This window comes from Streptomyces sp. NPDC058877 (genome assembly GCF_042742855.1).
Lineage (GTDB): Bacteria > Actinomycetota > Actinomycetes > Streptomycetales > Streptomycetaceae > Streptomyces.
The window spans coordinates 1-17,092 of sequence record NZ_JBHYMF010000150.1 but is presented as its reverse complement, the minus strand read 5'-3'; the positions used below and the strand labels follow the sequence as shown (position 1 = coordinate 17,092).

Sequence of the window (17,092 nt, the reverse complement as noted above, 5' to 3'; positions counted from 1 at the left end):
GGGTACGGACCGGGGCTTCGCCCCGCTTCGGTTCAAGCAGCGACGACGTTGACCGCTTCTGCGGGGGCCTTGATGGTCACCCGCTCGGTGGGCACACCGGCCACCGACGTCACCGACACCGAATTGAGCATGGGGCGGACCGGCGTCGGTACCGGTTCGCTCGCTGCTGCCGACTCGGCCAGTTCGGCCAGTGACAGCTCGTCGCTCACTTCGCGCATGAGCTCGGACATCCGTACGTCCAGCGCGTCGCAGATAGCGGAGAGCAGTTCGGAGGAAGCCTCCTTCTGCCCCCGCTCCACCTCGGAGAGATAGCCGAGCGAGACTCGGGCGGACGAGGAGACTTCGCGCAGAGTACGGCCCTGGCGCTGGCGCTGCCGACGCAGCACGTCACCCAACAGGCGACGGAGCAGAATCATCGGTGGCTCCCTCCTCGGACCGCGTAGCCGCATCCTTCACGCACCACCGTACCGCCTCGCGCTGCGGCCGTGCGGGGAGCGATGTCGTGTTCACTCAGGGCTGCAAACATCAATTCCCCCCGTAGTGTTCCGTATCCTGTGCCCGCGCATTTTCCGAGAGTTCCTCGTGGAGCAGTTCCAGCACGCTCCGCACGCTCTCTCTACGGATTTCCGTCCGGTCGCCGTTCAACCTCAAGGAGACCACTTTCCCGGTACGGGCACCGGTCCCGGCCGGTCCGGCGACCGCCACGTAGACGGTTCCGACGGGCTGTCCGTCCTGCGCGGCGGGCCCTGCGACCCCGGTCGTCGAGATGCCCCAGTCGGCACCGAGCCGGTCCCGCACACCGGCCGCCATCTGCAGCGCGACCTCGGGGTCCACTGCTCCGCGCTCCGCGAGCAGGCCCGCATCGACACCCAGGAGCTGGTGCTTGAGGGCGGTGGCGTACGCCGTGACCGACCCCTTGAAGGAGGCCGAGGCGCCGGGAACGCCGGTCAGCTCGGCGGCCACCAGTCCGCCCGTGAGGGACTCCGCCGCGGCCAGCGTCTGATGACGCTCCACGAGCAGGGCCAGCACCCGGGCGGCCTCGGTCACCGTGCCGCCGTCTCCGTCCGGGCTTCCGCCCGCTCCGCAGCGAGCCCCTTGCGTCGCAGGACGACCGCCTGACGGACGTAGTCCAGACCGGTGACGACCGTCAACACGACGGCCACCGCCATCACCCAGAAGCGGAGGGTGGCCAGTGCTCCGGTCAGCATGAGGACGTACATGCCGACGGCGGTGCCCTGGGCGAGCGTCTTCATCTTCCCGCCGCGGCTGGCGGGAATCACCCCGTGCCGGATCACCCAGAACCGCATCAGGGTGATCCCGAGCTCCCTGGCGAGGATGACCGAGGTCACCCACCAGGGCAGGTCTCCGAGCGCGGACAGCGAGATGAGTCCGGCCGCCATGATCGCCTTGTCGGCGATCGGGTCGGCGATCTTCCCGAAGTCGGTGACCAGGTTGTACGTACGGGCGAGGTGTCCGTCGAAGACGTCCGTGATCATGGCCACCGCGAACGCAGCCCATGCCCAGGCTCGCCACGCCGGGTCGTGCCCGCCGTCCTGGAGCAGCAGGACCACGAAGCCGGGCACGAGCACCAGCCGGATCATGGTGAGGATGTTCGCGATGTTCCACAGGCTGGCCTGATTGACGGCCGCCGTGCCCAGCTTGCCGCGGGGCGCCGGCCTACCGGTCCCGCCCGTCGCGGATGCCGGGACTCCGGTCATCTGCCCGCCTCCTCGAAAAGACACTCGGCCACCAGGTCGACGCCCTCCGTGTCGACGACCTTCGCCCTGACCATACGGCCCGGAGCCAGGTCGGGGAGCATGCCGTCGGCAGTGGTGAGCATCACCTGTCCATCGGTCTCGGGCGCCTGGTGGGCGGCGCGACCGATCCAGCCGTCCTCCTCGTCCAGGGTCTCGACGAGTACCTCCAGGGTCTCCCCGAGCCGCTCCTCCGCGCGCTGCGCGGTGAGCTCCTCGGCGAGCCGCGAGAGGTGGGCCAGCCGGGCGTCGACGACGTCCTGGTCCAGCTTGGCCTCGTACGTGGCGGCCTCGGTGCCGTCCTCGTCGGAGTAGCCGAAGACTCCGATCGCGTCGAGCCGCGCATGGGTGACGAAGCGTTCCAGCTCGGCGAAGTCCGACTCGGTCTCGCCGGGGAAGCCGACGATGAAGTTGGAGCGGGCACCCGCCGTGGGGGCCTTGGAACGAATGGTTTCCAAGAGCTCCAGGAAGCGGTCGGTGTCGCCGAAGCGGCGCATGGCCCGCAGGACGTCGGGGGCGCTGTGCTGGAAGGACAGGTCGAAGTAGGGCACGACCTTCTCGGTCGAGGTGAGGACGTCGATCAGGCCGGGGCGCATCTCGGCGGGCTGGAGGTAGCTGACGCGGACGCGCTCGATCCCGTCCACCGAGGCCAGCTCGGGCAGCAGGCCCTCCAGGAGGCGGATGTCGCCGAGGTCCTTGCCGTAGGAGGTGTTGTTCTCCGAAACCAGCATGACCTCCTTCACGCCCTGCTCGGCGAGCCAGCGCGTCTCGTTCAGCACGTCGGAGGGACGGCGCGAGACGAAGGAGCCGCGGAAGGAGGGAATGGCGCAGAAGGAGCAGCGGCGGTCACAGCCGGAGGCCAACTTCACGGAGGCGACGGGGCTGGTGTCCAGGCGGCGGCGGAGCGGGGCGCGGGGGCCGGAGGCGGGTGCGAGCCCCTCGGGCAGGTCCGCGGGGACGGCGGCGGGCGCCTCGACGGCGTCGCCGTGTCCCGGCAGGGCCACGGCCGCGGCGGCCTCCTGGCGTTCCACCGGGGACAGCGGGAGCAGCTTGCGCCGGTCACGGGGGGCGTGGGCTTCGACGCTGCCGCCGCTGAGGATGGTCTGGAGGCGGTTGGAGATGTCGGAGTAGTCGTCGAAGCCGAGGACGCCATCGGCCTCCGGGAGGGCCTCGGCGAGCTCCTTGCCGTACCTCTCGGCCATGCAGCCGACGGCGACGACGGCCTGGGTGCGGCCGTGGTCCTTCAGATCATTGGCTTCGAGCAGGGCGTCGACGGAGTCCTTCTTGGCGGCCTCGACGAACCCGCAGGTGTTGACGACGGCGACATCGGCTTCCTCGGCGTTCTCGACGAGCTGCCAGCCGTCCGCTGCCAGGCGGCCTGCGAGCTCCTCCGAGTCCACCTCGTTACGGGCGCAGCCAAGAGTGACAAGGGCGACGGTACGGCGTTCGGGCATGGACTCAAGACTACTTCGTCCCGGCCGTTCTCCCGTCGCGCAGGGTTCACCTGCGCGACGGAGGTCACATCGGGTCGAAGGGACCCGTCGCGCGGAAGCGGCAGTGGCCGGCCGTCATGGCCGGCCACCCGGGCTCATCCGACCTCGGGGTCACCCTTGGTGTAGGTGAGCCGCTCAACCTGGCCGGATTCGAACTTGTCCGCGAGCTTCTTGCCGTTCACGTACAGCTCGATCGCGCCGGCGTTGCCGAGCACCAGGTCGATCCGCTCATCGTCCTGGAAGGTCTTGGACTCGCCCTTCAGGAGGAGCCCGTCGAAGAGGAGCTTGCCGTCGTGCGCCTTGGCCGAGATCCAGCTCTTGTCGTCGATCGCGGAGAGCTTGACCGTGACCTTGTCCTGCGGGACCGCGGCGATCGCGCTCTCGGTGGGCTTGGGCGCGGCGGGCTTCACCGGCGTCGGCTTGGCGGCCGACGTGGCCTTCTCCGGGGCGGGAGCCGGGCCGCCCTCGGAGGCGGCGGTGTTCTTCGGGGCGTCGTTCCCGTTGAACATCGTGAAGCCGACGAAGCCGACCACGGCGACGATGGCGGCCACCATCGCTGCGGTCCAGTTGGGCCTGCGCGGCTCGGGACGGATGCGTTCCGCCTCGAAGAGCGGGGCTGCGGGGGTGGGCGAGGGACGACCGCCGTGCTCGGCGTCGTACTGCTCGATCAACGAAGCGGGATCGAGTCCGACGGCACGCGCAAGGGTACGGATGTGGCCGCGGGCGTAGACGTCGCCGCCACAGCGCGAAAAGTCGTCGTCCTCGATCGCGTGCACGATGGGAATTCGGACGCGGGTGGAGGCACTGACCTCTTCGACGGTGAGACCGGCGGCGATTCGGGCCTGCTGGAGGGCACGACCGATGGAGTCCCGGTCGTCTGCCGGGAAGGTCCTGTCGTCTTCGGGGGAGTTGCCGATGGACACGAGAGCGCCTTTCGAGCGTGTAGCCACCTGCTGGACGTTCAGTCTATGGGTGGTACGAAAGGGTGGGGCAACCGGGCGGGTGCTGTTTGTACGCCATGAGGCTGGGACATCCTTCTGCCTCTTCCTCCAACTTGACGTACGGCCAGGGGAAACGGTTGCCCCCGTTCCCTTACGAGTGAGTCTCGACCTGGTCTCGAACCGGGTACCCCGGCGCACGCCCGCGACACCTCATGCGCGCCATGCGCCCGCGCCCGGTCGAACGTCCCGGCGCTACTCCGCCGGCCCCGACTCGCCCCGGATCACTGCGAGCACCCCGTCCAGCTCGTCAGGTTTCACGAGCACGTCCCGGGCCTTCGACCCCTCGCTCGGTCCGACGATGTTCCGCGATTCCATCAGGTCCATCAGGCGCCCCGCCTTGGCGAAGCCCACGCGCAGCTTCCGCTGGAGCATGGAGGTGGAGCCGAACTGCGTCGACACGACCAGTTCGGCGGCCTGACAGAGCAGGTCGAGGTCATCGCCGATGTCCTCGTCGATCTCCTTCTTCTGCTTGGTGCCGACGGTGACGTCGTCGCGGAAGACGGGCGTCATCTGGTCCTTGCAGTGCCGGACGACGGCCGCGACCTCGTCCTCGGTGACGAAGGCGCCCTGCATCCGGACGGGCTTGTTGGCGCCCATCGGCAGGAAGAGCCCGTCGCCCTTGCCGATGAGCTTCTCGGCACCGGGTTGATCGAGGATGACCCGGCTGTCGGCGAGCGAAGAGGTGGCGAAGGCCAGCCGGGAGGGCACGTTCGCCTTGATGAGGCCGGTGACGACGTCCACGGACGGCCGCTGGGTGGCGAGCACGAGGTGGATGCCGGCGGCACGGGCCAACTGGGTGATCCGGACGATCGCGTCTTCGACGTCGCGCGGCGCGACCATCATCAGGTCGGCGAGCTCGTCGACGATGACCAGGAGGTACGGATACGGATTGAGCTCGCGCTCGCTCCCCTCGGGCAGCTTGACCTTGCCGTCCCGAATCGCCTGGTTGAAGTCGTCGATGTGCCGGTAGCCGAAGGCGGCCAGGTCGTCGTAGCGCAGGTCCATCTCGCGCACCACCCACTGGAGCGCCTCGGCGGCCCGCTTGGGGTTGGTGATGATCGGGGTGATCAGGTGCGGAATGCCCTCGTAGGCGGTGAGCTCCACCCGCTTGGGGTCGACGAGCACCATCCGGACGTCCTCGGGGGTCGCCCTCATCATGATCGACGTGATCAGACAGTTGATGCACGAGGACTTGCCGGACCCGGTGGCTCCGGCCACCAGGACATGCGGCATCTTCGCCAGGTTGGCCATCACGTAACCGCCCTCGACGTCCTTGCCGAGCGCGACGAGCATCGGGTGCTCGTCCCCGGCCGCGTCCGCGAGCCGCAGCACGTCGCCGACGTTGACCATCTCCCGGTCGCTGTTCGGGATCTCGATCCCGACCGCGGACTTCCCGGGGATCGGCGAGATGATCCGTACGTCCGGCGAGGCCACCGCATAGGCGATGTTCTTGGTCAGGGCGGTGATCTTCTCGACCTTCACCGCCGGGCCGAGCTCGACCTCGTAGCGGGTGACCGTCGGGCCACGGGTGAAGCCGGTGACGGCAGCGTCGACCTTGAACTCGGTGAAGACGTTGGAAAGCGCGTCGACGACGGCGTCATTGGCCGCGCTGCGGGTCTTGCCGGGCCCACCGCGCTCCAGCAGATCGAGCGGGGGCAGGGAGTACGTGACGTCACCGGCGAGCTGGAGCTGCTCGGCCCGCGGCGGCAGGTCGGCCGGTTCGGGTGCCGGCTTGGTCAGGTCGGGCACGCCCCCGCCCACACGGCCTCCCCCACGGGCCGAGGGCACGGGCGCGGCCGGTGCCGTCCGCTCGGAGCCCTCCGCGCCGGAGGCGGCCACGGCGGCGCTCCGCTCGGCGGTGACGTCCTTGGTCAGGTCGGCAACGATCGGGGAGGGCGGCATGCCGTTCAGCACGGCGCCGTCGAGCGCAGCAGCGGCGGCAGCGGCCACGTCCACCGGATCGAGTCCGGCGTCCGCCTCGTGGCGCTCGGCACCCCGGCGGGCCGCACGCCCCCTCCGCTCCAGCATCTCCTCCTCGGCCCGGTCCACGTCGTACGGCTCCGTCGGCCCCGTCCTCCGGCGACGGGCGGGGCGGGGCCCTGCCTCGCGCCACTCCTGGTCGTGGCCGGGGCGGTCCTCGTACGCCGCCTCCTCCACCGGATCGTCGACGGGCTCGACGATGCCGAGCTTCACGCCGAGGGCGCGCAACCGCTGCGGGATCGCATTGACCGGGGTGGCGGTGACGACGAGCAGCCCGAAGACGGTGAGCAGCACCAGCATCGGTACGGCGAGGACCTCGCCCATCATGAAGACGAGGGGCTGGGACGCGGCCCATCCGATGAGGCCGCCGGCGTCCTGCATGGCCGCGCTGCCGTCACCGCGTCCGGGTGAACCGCAGGCGATGTGGACCTGCCCGAGGACGCCGATGACGAGTGCGGAGAGCCCGATGCTGATGCGGCCGTTGGCCTCGGGCTTTTCCGGGTACAGGATGAGCCGCACGGCGATGGCGCCGAGCAGCAGTGGTACGAGCAGGTCGAGCCGGCCGAAGGCCCCGGTCACCAACATCTCGACGAGGTCGCCGACCGGGCCGCGCAGATGGGACCAGGTGCCGGCTGCAACGATCAGCGCGAGGCCCAGCAGGAGCAGCGCAAGGCCGTCCTTGCGGTGTGCCGGGTCGAGCCCCTTGGCGCCGCGTCCTATGCCCCGGAACATCGCTCCGACGCCGTGGGCGAGGCCGAGCCACGCCCCGCGGACGAGGCGGTAGACGCCTCCGGTGGGGGACGGTGCGGGTCGGGGGGCGGCCTTCTTCGCAGCGGGCTTGCGGGCCGGGGGCCGCTTGGCGGGCGCGGCCTTCTTCGCGGTTTGTTTGGTGGGGGACTTCGAGGGTGCCGCTTTCTTCGCGGCGCCCGCCGTCCGGCCGGCGCGCGGCTTTGCAGTGCCCGCCGTGCCCTGGGAACCCTTGCCGGACGTACGTGAAGCCATGGTGCCGAGGTTACCGGCGAAGAGAGCGGCTGTCCGCCTCACCCGTTCGTGTCGTCCGCACCGGGGCACGGCGCTGACGTCCCGTCACGTCGGGATCGGCGCCACGGAAGGGGGGTTGACGGAGCGTCAGCCCTACGCGGGTAGCGTTGGTGCGGCGCCCGTGCCCGGCTCCAGTGCGTCCAGGGCCCGACGCAGTCCGGTGAGCTTGCGCTCCAGGTGCGCGGCGGTGGCAACGGCCGCGGCATCGGCGGAGTCGTCGTCGAGCTGCTTCGACAGCGCCTCGGCCTGCTCCTCGACGGCGGCCAGCCGGGCGGAAAGCTCGGCGAGCAGTCCGGCGGACTCCTTGCCGTGACCGCCCTCCCCGCCCTCCAACTGCAGTCGCAGCAGGGACGCCTGCTCGCGGAGCTTGCAGTTCTTCATGTAGAGCTCGACGAAGACGGACACCTTGGCCCGCAACACCCACGGATCGAAGGGCTTGGAGATGTAGTCGACCGCCCCGGCCGCATAACCACGGAACGTGTGGTGGGGCCCGTGGTTGATCGCGGTGAGGAAGATGATCGGGATGTCCCGGGTCCGCTCGCGCCGCTTGATGTGGGCAGCGGTCTCGAAACCGTCCATTCCCGGCATCTGGACGTCGAGCAGGATGACCGCGAAGTCGTCCGTCAACAGCGCCTTGAGCGCTTCCTCCCCGGACGATGCCCGCACCAGCGTCTGATCGAGCGCGGAGAGAATGGCCTCCAACGCCAGCAGATTCTCCGGCCGGTCATCGACCAGGAGGATCTTGGCCTTCTGCACCATGCCCCGTCCTCCTCGTCCCGGCAACGGCTCGCCCCGGACCCCCGAACCGGGGGAAGCACCGGGCGCCGCCCCAGAAGACGACTCCCTAGCGCCGTCCGTCCTTGTGCCGGTCATCGTAGCCGCACCCCGTCCGTCGCCACACCCTGTCACCGCGATGTCACTGTGCACATAGCGGAAACGCAACGCGAGACCAGAAGGTTCCCCGTATCGCGGCCTCTCACACGCTCCCGTCGGCATCCGTCGACGGATGCCGGAAGATGCCGGGGGCCGCGTGGCCCCCGGCACGGAAATTCAGGCCCTCCTCATCCACTGCTCCATGACGGACAGCAGGTGATCGGGGTCGACCGGCTTGGTGACGTAGTCCGAGGCACCCGACTCGATCGCCTTCTCCCGATCCCCCTTCATCGCCTTCGCCGTCAGCGCGATGATCGGAAGTCCGGCGAACTGGGGCATGCGCCGGATCGCGGTCGTCGTGGCATACCCGTCCATCTCCGGCATCATGATGTCCATCAGCACGACCGCCGCGTCGTCGTGCTGCTCCAGGACCTCGATGCCCTCCCGGCCGTTCTCGGCGTACAGGACCGCGAGCCCGTGTTGCTCCAGGACGCTGGTGAGCGCGAAGACGTTGCGGATGTCGTCGTCGACGATGAGCACCTTCTCGCCGGAGAAGCCGAAGGTGCGGCGCGGCTCGGCCTCCATCGGCAATTCCTCCCGGGCCGCCGCGCCCTGGGCTCCCGCCGCCTCCGCGGCCCCGGCGGCCTCGGCTGCGACCTTCCGGCGGTGCCGGAACAGCGCCCCCGCCCCGGACCTCGCCTCCGTCCGTACCGGCGGCGGGAAGTAGGGGAAGGCGTGAGCTGCCCCGACCGTTCCCTGCTCGCCCCCCTGCGGCAGGTCGTCGACGTCCGGTGCACCCGGTCCGTAGCCACCCGGCATCAGTTCCGTCGGGCTCAGCGGCAGGTAGAGCGTGAACGTCGAACCGCGACCGGGCTCGCTCGCCGCATAGATCTCGCCGCCGAGCAGCCGCGCGATCTCCCGGCTGATCGAGAGCCCGAGACCGGTGCCGCCGTACTTCCGGCTGGTCGTGCCGTCCGCCTGCTTGAAGGCCTCGAAGATGACCCGCATCTTGCTCGCCGCGATGCCGATCCCCGTGTCGGTCACCGAGAACGCGATCAGATCGGCCTCCGGGTCGCGGAGCGAACCGGCCTCCAGGAGCTGCTCGCGGATCGACTGCGGCACGTCCCCGCCGGCCGGCCGGATCACCAGCTCCACCGCACCGGTGTCGGTGAACTTCACCGCGTTGGACAACAGGTTCCGCAGCACCTGGAGCAGCCTCTGCTCATCGGTGTGGAGCGTGGCGGGCAGCTCCGGCGAGACCCGCACCGAGAAGTCGAGCCCCTTCTCCGCCGTGAGCGGCCGGAACGTCGCCTCCACGTAGTCGACGAGCTGGACCAGCGCGATCCGGGTCGGCGAGACGTCCATCTTGCCCGCCTCGACCTTCGACAGGTCGAGGATGTCGTTGATCAACTGGAGCAGGTCGGAGCCCGCACCGTGGATGGTCTCCGCGAATTCGACCTGCTTCGGGGTCAAGTTGCTCTCGGCGTTGTCCGCGAGCAGCTTGGCGAGGATCAGCAGCGAGTTGAGCGGCGTCCGCAGCTCGTGCGACATGTTGGCGAGGAACTCCGACTTGTACCGCATGGAGACCGCGAGCTGCTCCGCCCGCTCCTCCAGCACCTGCCGGGCCTCCTCGATCTCGGTGTTCTTCACCTCGATGTCCCGGTTCTGCCGGGCCAGCAGCTCCGCCTTCTCCTCCAGCTCCAGGTTGGAGCCCTGGAGCTCCTTCTGCCGGTGCTCCAGCTCTGCCGACCGTTCCTTCAACTGCTCGGTAAGCTCCTGCGACTGCTGGAGCAGCACCTCCGTCTTGGTGTTGACACTGATGGTGTTGACCGTGGTGGCGATCAGTTCGGCGAGCTGGTTGAGGAAGTCGCGCTGGATCTGGGTGAACGGCTGGAAGGACGCCAGCTCGATCACGCCGAGCACCTTCCCCTCGAAGAGCACCGGCAACACGATCACGTGCGCGGGTGAGGCCTCGCCGAGCCCGGACGAGATCTTCAGGTAGCCCGGCGGCACGTTGACCTGGATGGTCCTCTTCTCCTCGGCCGCCGTCCCGATGAGGGTCTCGCCGGGACGGAACGAGGTCGGCATGGAACCGGCGGAGTATCCGTAGCTGCCGCGCATCCTCAACTCGTACGAACCGTCGCCCTCTCCCACGAGCTCGGCGTCGCTGTGCGCGGAGCCCGTCGGCATGGCGACGAAGAAGGCTCCGTGCTGGGCGGAGACCACCGGCGTCAGCTCGCTCATGATGAGCGAGGCGACGTCGTCCAGGTCCCGCCGCCCCTGCATGAGACCGGAGATGCGGGCCAGGTTGCCCTTCAGCCAGTCCTGCTCCTCGTTGGCGAGGGTGGTGTCGCGCAGGTTGGCGATCATGGTGTTGATGTTCTCCTGGAGGGCTTGGATCTCGCCCGCCGCATCAACGCCGTCGATCTTGAGGTTGAGGTCGCCCCGTGTCACCGCGGTGGCGACGGCCGCGATCGCCCGCACCTGACGGGTCAGGTTTCCGGCCATCTCGTTCACCGACTCCGTCAGGTCCCGCCAGGTGCCGTCCACGTCGCGCACCCGGGCCTGACCGCCCAACTGCCCGTCCGTGCCCACCTCGCGGGCCACCCGGGTGACCTCCTCGGCGAAGTTCGACAGCTGGTCGACCATCGTGTTGATGGTGCTCTTCAGCTCCTGGATCTCGCCGCGCGCGTCGATGTCGATCTTCTTGGTGAGGTCGCCCTTGGCGATGGCGGTCGTGACCGCGGCGATCTGACGCACCTGGCCGGTGAGGTTGTCGGCCATGCCGTTCACCGAGTCCGTCAGGTCCTTCCAGGTGCCCGACACGCCCGGAACCCGGGCCTGACCGCCCAGGATGCCGTCCGTGCCCACTTCACGGGCCACCCTGGTCACCTCGTCGGCGAACGACGACAGGGTGGTCACCATGGTGTTGACGGTGTCGGCGAGCTCCGCGACCTCGCCGCGCGCCTCGACGGTGACCTTCTTCGTCAGGTCACCGTTGGCGACCGCCGCGGAAACCCTGGAGATGTTGCGCACCTGGCTCGTCAGGTTGTTCGCCATCAAGTTGACGTTGTCGCTCAGGTCCTTCCAGATGCCGGTCACCCCGCGCACCCGGGCCTGACCGCCCAGGATGCCCTCGGTGCCCACCTCACGGGCCACCCGGGTCACCTCGTCGGCGAAGTTCGACAGCTGGTCGACCATCGTGTTGACGGTGGTCACCAGCTCCAGGATCTCGCCCTTGGCGTCGACCGTGATCTTCTTCGACAGGTCGCCGCGCGCCACCGCCGTGGTGACCTCGGCGATGTTGCGGACCTGGAAGGTCAGGTTGTTCGCCATGAAGTTGACGGACTGGGTGAGGTCCTTCCACGTACCGGAGACCCCCTGGACCTCGGCCTGACCGCCGAGGATGCCCTCGGTGCCCACCTCACGGGCCACCCGGGTCACCTGATCGGCGAAGGCCGACAGCTGGTCGACCATCGTGTTGAGGGTGTTCTTCAGCTCCAGGATCTCGCCGCGCGCATCCACGTCGATCTTCTGCGACAGATCACCCCGCGCCACCGCGGTGGCGACCTGCGCGATGTTGCGGACCTGGGTGGTGAGGTTGCCGGCCATGCCGTTCACCGAGTCCGTCAGATCGCGCCACACCCCGGCCACGCCCGGCACCTGCGCCTGGCCGCCGAGCCGACCGTCGGTGCCCACCTCACGGGCCACCCGGGTCACCTGGTCGGCGAAGGCCGACAGTTGGTCGACCATCGTGTTGATGGTGTTCTTCAGTTCCAGGATCTCGCCGCGCGCATCCACGTCGATCTTCTGCGACAGATCACCCCGCGCCACCGCGGTCGTCACCTGCGCGATCTGCCGCACCTGCGAGGTCAGGTTGCCGGCCATGAAGTTCACGGAGTCCGTGAGCTCGCGCCAGCGCCCGGACACGCCGTCCACCCGCGCCTGGCCGCCCAGTCGGCCCTCCGTGCCCACGTCCCGGGCCATTCGGGTCACCTGGTCCGCAAAGGACGACAGCTGCGACACCATCGTGTTGACGGTGTTCTTCAGCTCCAGCATCTCGCCGGCCACGTCCACCGTGACCTTCTGCGACAGATCGCCGTTGGCCACCGCCGTCGTCACCTGCGCGATGTCCCGCACCTGACCGGTCAGGTTGCGGAAGGCCGTGTTCACCGAGTCGGTGAGGTCCTTCCAGGTGCCCGCCGCCCCCGGCACCTCGGCCTGGCCGCCCAGCAGACCCTCGACGCCGACCTCGCGGGCCACCCGGGTCACCTCGGAGCCGAAGGCCGACAGCTGGTCGACCATGGTGTTGACGGTGTTCTTCAGCTCCAGCATCTCGCCGGCCACGTCCACCGTGACCTTCTGCGACAGGTCACCGTTGGCCACCGCCGTCGTCACCTGCGCGATGTCCCGCACCTGCGTGGTGATGTTCCGGAAGACCGTGTTGACGGAGTCCGTCAGGTCCTTCCACGTGCCTGCGGCACCCGGTACCTGCGCCTGACCGCCGAGGAGGCCCTGTGCCCCGACCTCGCCCGACACCCGGGTCACTTCGTCGGCGAAGGTCCGCAGCGTCTCGGTCATCTGGTTGATGGTGTCGGCGAGCTGCGCGATCTCGCCGCGTGCGGAGACCCTCACCTTCTGCGACAGGTCGCCGTTGGCCACCGCCATCGTCACCTCGGCGATGCCGCGCACCTGATTGGTGAGGTTGCCCGCCATCGTGTTGACGGAATCGGTGAGGTCCTTCCACACGCCGGCGACGCCGGCCACCTCCGCCTGGCCGCCGAGCTCCCCCTCGGTGCCCACCTCGCGTGCGACGCGGGTCACCTCGGAGGAGAACGACGACAGCTGGTCCACCATCCGGTTGACGGTGTTCTTCAGCTCCAGCATCTCGCCGGCGACGTTCGCCGTGACCTTCTGCGACAGGTCACCGTCCGCAACCGCCGTGGTCACCAGCGCGATGTCCCGGACCTGTGCCGTCAGCCGGTTCGCCATGGTGTTGACCGAGTCCGTGAGGTCCTTCCACGAACCGGACACCCCCCGCACCTGGGCCTGGCCGCCCAGCTTGCCGTCGGTGCCCACCTCGACCGCGACCCGGGTCACTTCGGAGGCGAACACCGAGAGCTGGTCGACCAGGTTGTTGGCGGTGCGCGCGACCTTCAGGAACTCGCCGCGCAACGGCCGCACCACCCCGTCGACCCCCTCGGTACGCAGCTCCATCCGCTGGTCGAGGTCTCCCTCGGCCACCGCCAGGAGCACCCGGCCCACCTCGGAGACCGGTCGGGCCAGGTCGTCGACGAGCGCGTTCGCGGCCTCGATGGCCGCCGCCCAGGCCCCCTCGCTGGCCCCCGCCTCCAGGCGCTCGGACAGCTTGCCCTCACGACCCACCACCCGGCGGACCCGTGACAGCTCCCCCGTCACGTGCATCTGCCGGTCGGCCACCTCGTTGAACACGGCGGAGATCTCCGCCATGACCCCGTCGCCGGACACCGTGAGCCGTTTGCGGAAGTTACCGTCCCGCATCGACACCAATGCGGTCAGCAACCGCTCCAGCGCCGCCGCGTCCACCTGAACCGTCCCCCCACGGGAACGCCCGCCCTTCGCGCGCGTGCCATTGCCTGCGCCGCGCCGCGCCGCCGTGCCAGACTCCACCGTGTCCCTCCCGAAAGGGGTCGACCGTACTGTTCCGGCTTCCGCCAGTAGCCTGCCCAGTGTTTCACCGTGGCCGAACCAGGCGATAACAGTTCGGCAGCTTCGCCCCCACGTCCCTACCCCCGTGGGACGGAAACAGTGGTGACCGGCATCCGCTCGGACAGCGAAGGTAAGTAACCTGGCATGCGGCTGTCCAACCGCCCCGGTCCGCCCGGCGGGCGCGGTGTGGTGTGCGTACGACCACCGGGCAGTGGGAGGGGCAGACCGAGCATGGCAGAGCCGGGCGTCGAGACGCGTACGAGGAGTGCTGTGATCACCGCGCGGGCGAATGCCAGCTTCGAGCCCGTCGGGCGGTCCGTCGCGGCCGCCCGCGCCTTCGTCCGGGACACCCTGCAGGGCTGGGGACATCCCGAGCTGGTCGACGACGCCGTCGTCCTCACCAGTGAACTCGTCACCAATGCCGTCGTCCACGCAGGCACGGCCGCCGAGGTCCTCTGCCTCCGCTCCGACGACAGCATCCGCATCGAGGTCGCCGACCGCTATCCCGAGCGGGAGGTCCCCGTCCAGGCGGGCGGCCCCGCGTTCGCCAACCCGGACCGCGAGAACGGCCGCGGGCTGCTGCTCTGTGCCGCCCTCGCCCACCGCTGGGGCGTCGACTACTCCCCCACCCGCAAGCACGTCTGGTTCCACCTGGACCTCCCGCAGCGTCCCATCGGCACCCGCTCCGCCGGCCCCGTCGTCCCGGACGCCCTCCTCCCCGTCGCCGAGAGCCGCGTCCGCGTCGCCGTCGCCCAGATCGACCGCAAGGGAACGATCACCGCGTGGAACGAGGACGCCCAAGAACTCTTCGGCTACCACTCCGAACAGGTCACCGGCAGGCCGCTCGGTGACCTCGCCGCCTGGCCCCACACCCCCGGCACCGGCACCGGCCTCGCCGAGGCCCTGCGCCTCTCCCGTTGGGAGGGCAGTTACGGCATCCGCTGCGCCAACGGCCGCGTGATCCCCGTCTACGCTTCCCATCTGCGCGTGCGCGACGCCGGGGGCGAGCCCTCCACCGTCTGCCTCCTGGTGCGGGAGCACGAGCGCGCCGTCCTGCAGACTCCGCAGCGCCCCGCTGCCGAGCCGGGTGCCGAGAGCCGCACGGCCGATCCCTTCGAGGTCTTCATCGGCTCTCCCGCCCCGGACGACCTCGACGGCCTCCTGCAGCGCACGGTCGAACGCGCCCGCGACATGCTCGACGGCGACGCCGCCTTCCTCCTGCTCGCGACCGACGACGAGACGGAGCTCGAGGTGCGGGCCTCCACCGGTCTACCGGCGGCTCGACAGCGCTTCGCCCGGGTGCCCGTCGAGACCGGCGCCAGTCGCTACGGCTCCGCCCGCATGCCCGCCGTCCACGAGGACCTGGCCGCCGTGCCCGGCGCCGTCCCGCTCCTCGAAGGCACCGGCATGCGCTCGGTCGTCACCGTGCCGCTCAAGGTCGAGGGCCGGCTCACCGGCTCCTTGGGCGTGGCGGCCGAGGCCGCGAACCGCTACTCGAACGAGGAGGCCCTGCGCCTCCAGTTCGCCGCCGACCGCATCGCCCTCGCCGTCGAGTCCGCCCGCCTGGGCGAGCTCGAACGGCTCCGCCGCGGTTCCCTCAGCTTCCTCGTCGAAGCCTCCGACCTCCTGGCCGGCACCCTCGACCGGGACCAGACCCTGGCCCTGATGGCCCAGATGACGGTTCCCACCCTTGCCACTTGGTGCGCGGTCTACACGATTGCCGACCAGTCCTCGGATCCGTACCTCTCGTACGTGCTCCACGAGGACGAGGACCGCATCGACGGCCTCAAGGACCTGCTGTCCTCGATCGCCCCGCCCGACCCGGTGCCGACTCCCGGCGCCCGCGTCTGGACCGCACCGGCCCATGCCGCCCACCGGGCCGCGCTCACCGCTTCGGTGCAGGCCCTCGACCATCCGACGAGTCCGCTCTCCTCCGGCATCGACACCACCCTGGCGACCGCCAGCACGGTCGCCGGAGAGACGGTGGTCCTGCCGCTGGTCGCCCGTAACCGGGTCATCGGCATGCTGACCCTCGGCCGGCCTTCGGAGGACCACTTCCGTCAGGAGATCCTGGAGCTCGCCGAGGACCTTTCCCGCCGGGCGGCCCTGGCCCTGGACAACGCCCGCCTGTACTCGGAGCGCGTGGCGATCAGCCAGTCCCTCCAGCGCAGCCTCCTCCCCCCGGGCCTCCCCACGATCCCCGGTGTCGAGGTGGACGTCATCTACCGCGCGGCGGGCGAGGGCAATGAGGTCGGCGGCGACTTCTACGACCTCTTCCCGATCCGGGACGGCGCGTACGGCTTCGCCATCGGCGACGTCTGCGGTACGGGCCCGGAAGCCGCTGCCGTCACCGGCCTGGCCCGCCACGCCCTGCGCCTCCTCGCTCGTGAGGGCTTCGGCGGCCCGGCCGTACTGGAGCGCTTGAACGCAGCGATCCTCGACGAGGGCACCCGCAGCCGGTTCCTGACGCTCCTCTACGGCGAGATGCGTCCGCAGGAGGACGGCTCTGCGATCCTCAAGGTCGTTTGCGCGGGGCACCCGTTGCCGCTGCGCCTCCGGCCGGACGGCACGGTCGAGCCGGCGGCCGAGCCGCAGCCGCTCCTGGGCGTGATGGAGGATCTGGAGCTGTACGAGCAGACGGTCACGCTCGACCCCGGTGACGTCCTCCTCTGCGTCACGGACGGCGTGACGGAGCGACGCGAGGGAAGCCGCATGCTGGGCGACGACGGCCTCGCCGAGGTGCTCAGGACGTGTACGGGCCTGACGGCCGGGGCAGTCGCCTCCCGGGTGCTCCGTGCGGTTGAACGCTTCGCCCAGGCCCCCGCATCCGATGACATGGCCATCCTCGCGCTGCGCCTCCGCGAGCCGGACCCCCACTGAACCGTCCCGGTGCCCTCCTCGCCCCCCGCGAGGAGGGCACCGGCCCTTTCCCCCGTCCAAGTCCCCCAGGCCGTACCCATACGGGCAGTGAGCCGTGAGGCAGGGCGTCATGGATCCCCCCGGCCTGACCGCACACCTGCGGAAAGCCGGTGCCGAGCACGGCCCACAAACACAGAAGGCCCCCGCCATAAGGAGGGGGCCTTCTGTCTTGGAGCCCTTTAACGGAATCGAACCGTTGACCTTCTCCTTACCATGGAGACGCTCTACCGACTGAGCTAAAAGGGCATTTGTTCGGCGGTGTCCTACTCTCCCACAGGGTCCCCCCTGCAGTACCATCGGCGCTGAAAGGCTTAGCTTCCGGGTTCGGAATGTAACCGGGCGT

The 17,092-nt window shown here is 69.8% G+C and carries 9 protein-coding genes, 1 tRNA gene and 1 rRNA gene; 1 reads left to right on the top strand and 10 read right to left on the bottom strand.

All coding sequences use genetic code 11. The features are described from left to right. Positions 1 to 32: 32 nt before the first annotated feature. The 8 genes from ACFW2Y_RS27100 to ACFW2Y_RS27065 all read right to left on the bottom strand — a co-directional run bounded on the left by ACFW2Y_RS27100 (position 33) and on the right by ACFW2Y_RS27065 (position 13,791). Positions 33 to 416 carry a helix-turn-helix domain-containing protein gene (locus tag ACFW2Y_RS27100; RefSeq protein ID WP_384884424.1) on the bottom strand — a complete coding sequence of 128 codons (384 nt, stop codon included), beginning with the start codon at positions 414 to 416 and terminating at the stop codon, positions 33 to 35. A gap of 109 nt (positions 417 to 525) precedes the next feature. Next, on the bottom strand, positions 526 to 1,047 hold the full coding sequence (locus tag ACFW2Y_RS27095; RefSeq protein WP_384884421.1) for a CinA family protein: 522 nt from the start codon (positions 1,045 to 1,047) through the stop codon (positions 526 to 528). Next, positions 1,044 to 1,718, bottom strand: a complete 675-nt coding sequence (pgsA, locus tag ACFW2Y_RS27090) for a CDP-diacylglycerol--glycerol-3-phosphate 3-phosphatidyltransferase (RefSeq protein ID WP_384884418.1) — start codon at positions 1,716 to 1,718, stop codon at positions 1,044 to 1,046. The genes ACFW2Y_RS27095 and pgsA overlap by 4 nt, the downstream gene beginning before the upstream one ends. Further along, positions 1,715 to 3,208 (bottom strand): 30S ribosomal protein S12 methylthiotransferase RimO, encoded by a 1,494-nt coding sequence (gene rimO, locus ACFW2Y_RS27085; protein ID WP_384884415.1) that lies wholly within the window; start codon positions 3,206 to 3,208, stop codon positions 1,715 to 1,717. The genes pgsA and rimO overlap by 4 nt, the downstream gene beginning before the upstream one ends. Positions 3,209 to 3,342: 134 nt before the next feature. Continuing rightward, on the bottom strand, positions 3,343 to 4,170 hold the full coding sequence (locus ACFW2Y_RS27080) for a helix-turn-helix domain-containing protein (RefSeq protein WP_384884412.1): 828 nt from the start codon (positions 4,168 to 4,170) through the stop codon (positions 3,343 to 3,345). A gap of 270 nt (positions 4,171 to 4,440) precedes the next feature. Further along, positions 4,441 to 7,230, bottom strand: coding sequence for a DNA translocase FtsK (locus tag ACFW2Y_RS27075; protein WP_384884409.1), 2,790 nt, complete (start codon positions 7,228 to 7,230; stop codon positions 4,441 to 4,443). Between the two features lie 132 nt (positions 7,231 to 7,362). Further along, complete coding sequence (locus ACFW2Y_RS27070; RefSeq protein ID WP_384884406.1) at positions 7,363 to 8,028, bottom strand: two-component system response regulator; 666 nt, start codon at positions 8,026 to 8,028, stop codon at positions 7,363 to 7,365. Positions 8,029 to 8,319: 291 nt separating this feature from the next. Beyond that, on the bottom strand, positions 8,320 to 13,791 hold the full coding sequence (locus tag ACFW2Y_RS27065) for a HAMP domain-containing protein (RefSeq protein WP_384884403.1): 5,472 nt from the start codon (positions 13,789 to 13,791) through the stop codon (positions 8,320 to 8,322). A gap of 270 nt (positions 13,792 to 14,061) precedes the next feature. On the opposite strand from ACFW2Y_RS27065, the gene ACFW2Y_RS27060 reads away from it, so the two are divergent. After that, on the top strand, positions 14,062 to 16,710 hold the full coding sequence (locus tag ACFW2Y_RS27060) for a SpoIIE family protein phosphatase (RefSeq protein ID WP_384884400.1): 2,649 nt from the start codon (positions 14,062 to 14,064) through the stop codon (positions 16,708 to 16,710). 209 nt (positions 16,711 to 16,919) lie between these two features. On the opposite strand, the gene ACFW2Y_RS27055 is transcribed toward ACFW2Y_RS27060, so the two are convergent. Together ACFW2Y_RS27055 and rrf are read right to left on the bottom strand one after the other, a co-directional pair. Further along, positions 16,920 to 16,995 (bottom strand) — tRNA-Thr (locus tag ACFW2Y_RS27055). A 4-nt stretch (positions 16,996 to 16,999) separates the two neighbouring features. Further along, positions 17,000 to 17,092: ribosomal RNA gene (gene rrf / locus ACFW2Y_RS27050) — 5S ribosomal RNA — on the bottom strand; the annotation flags it as partial.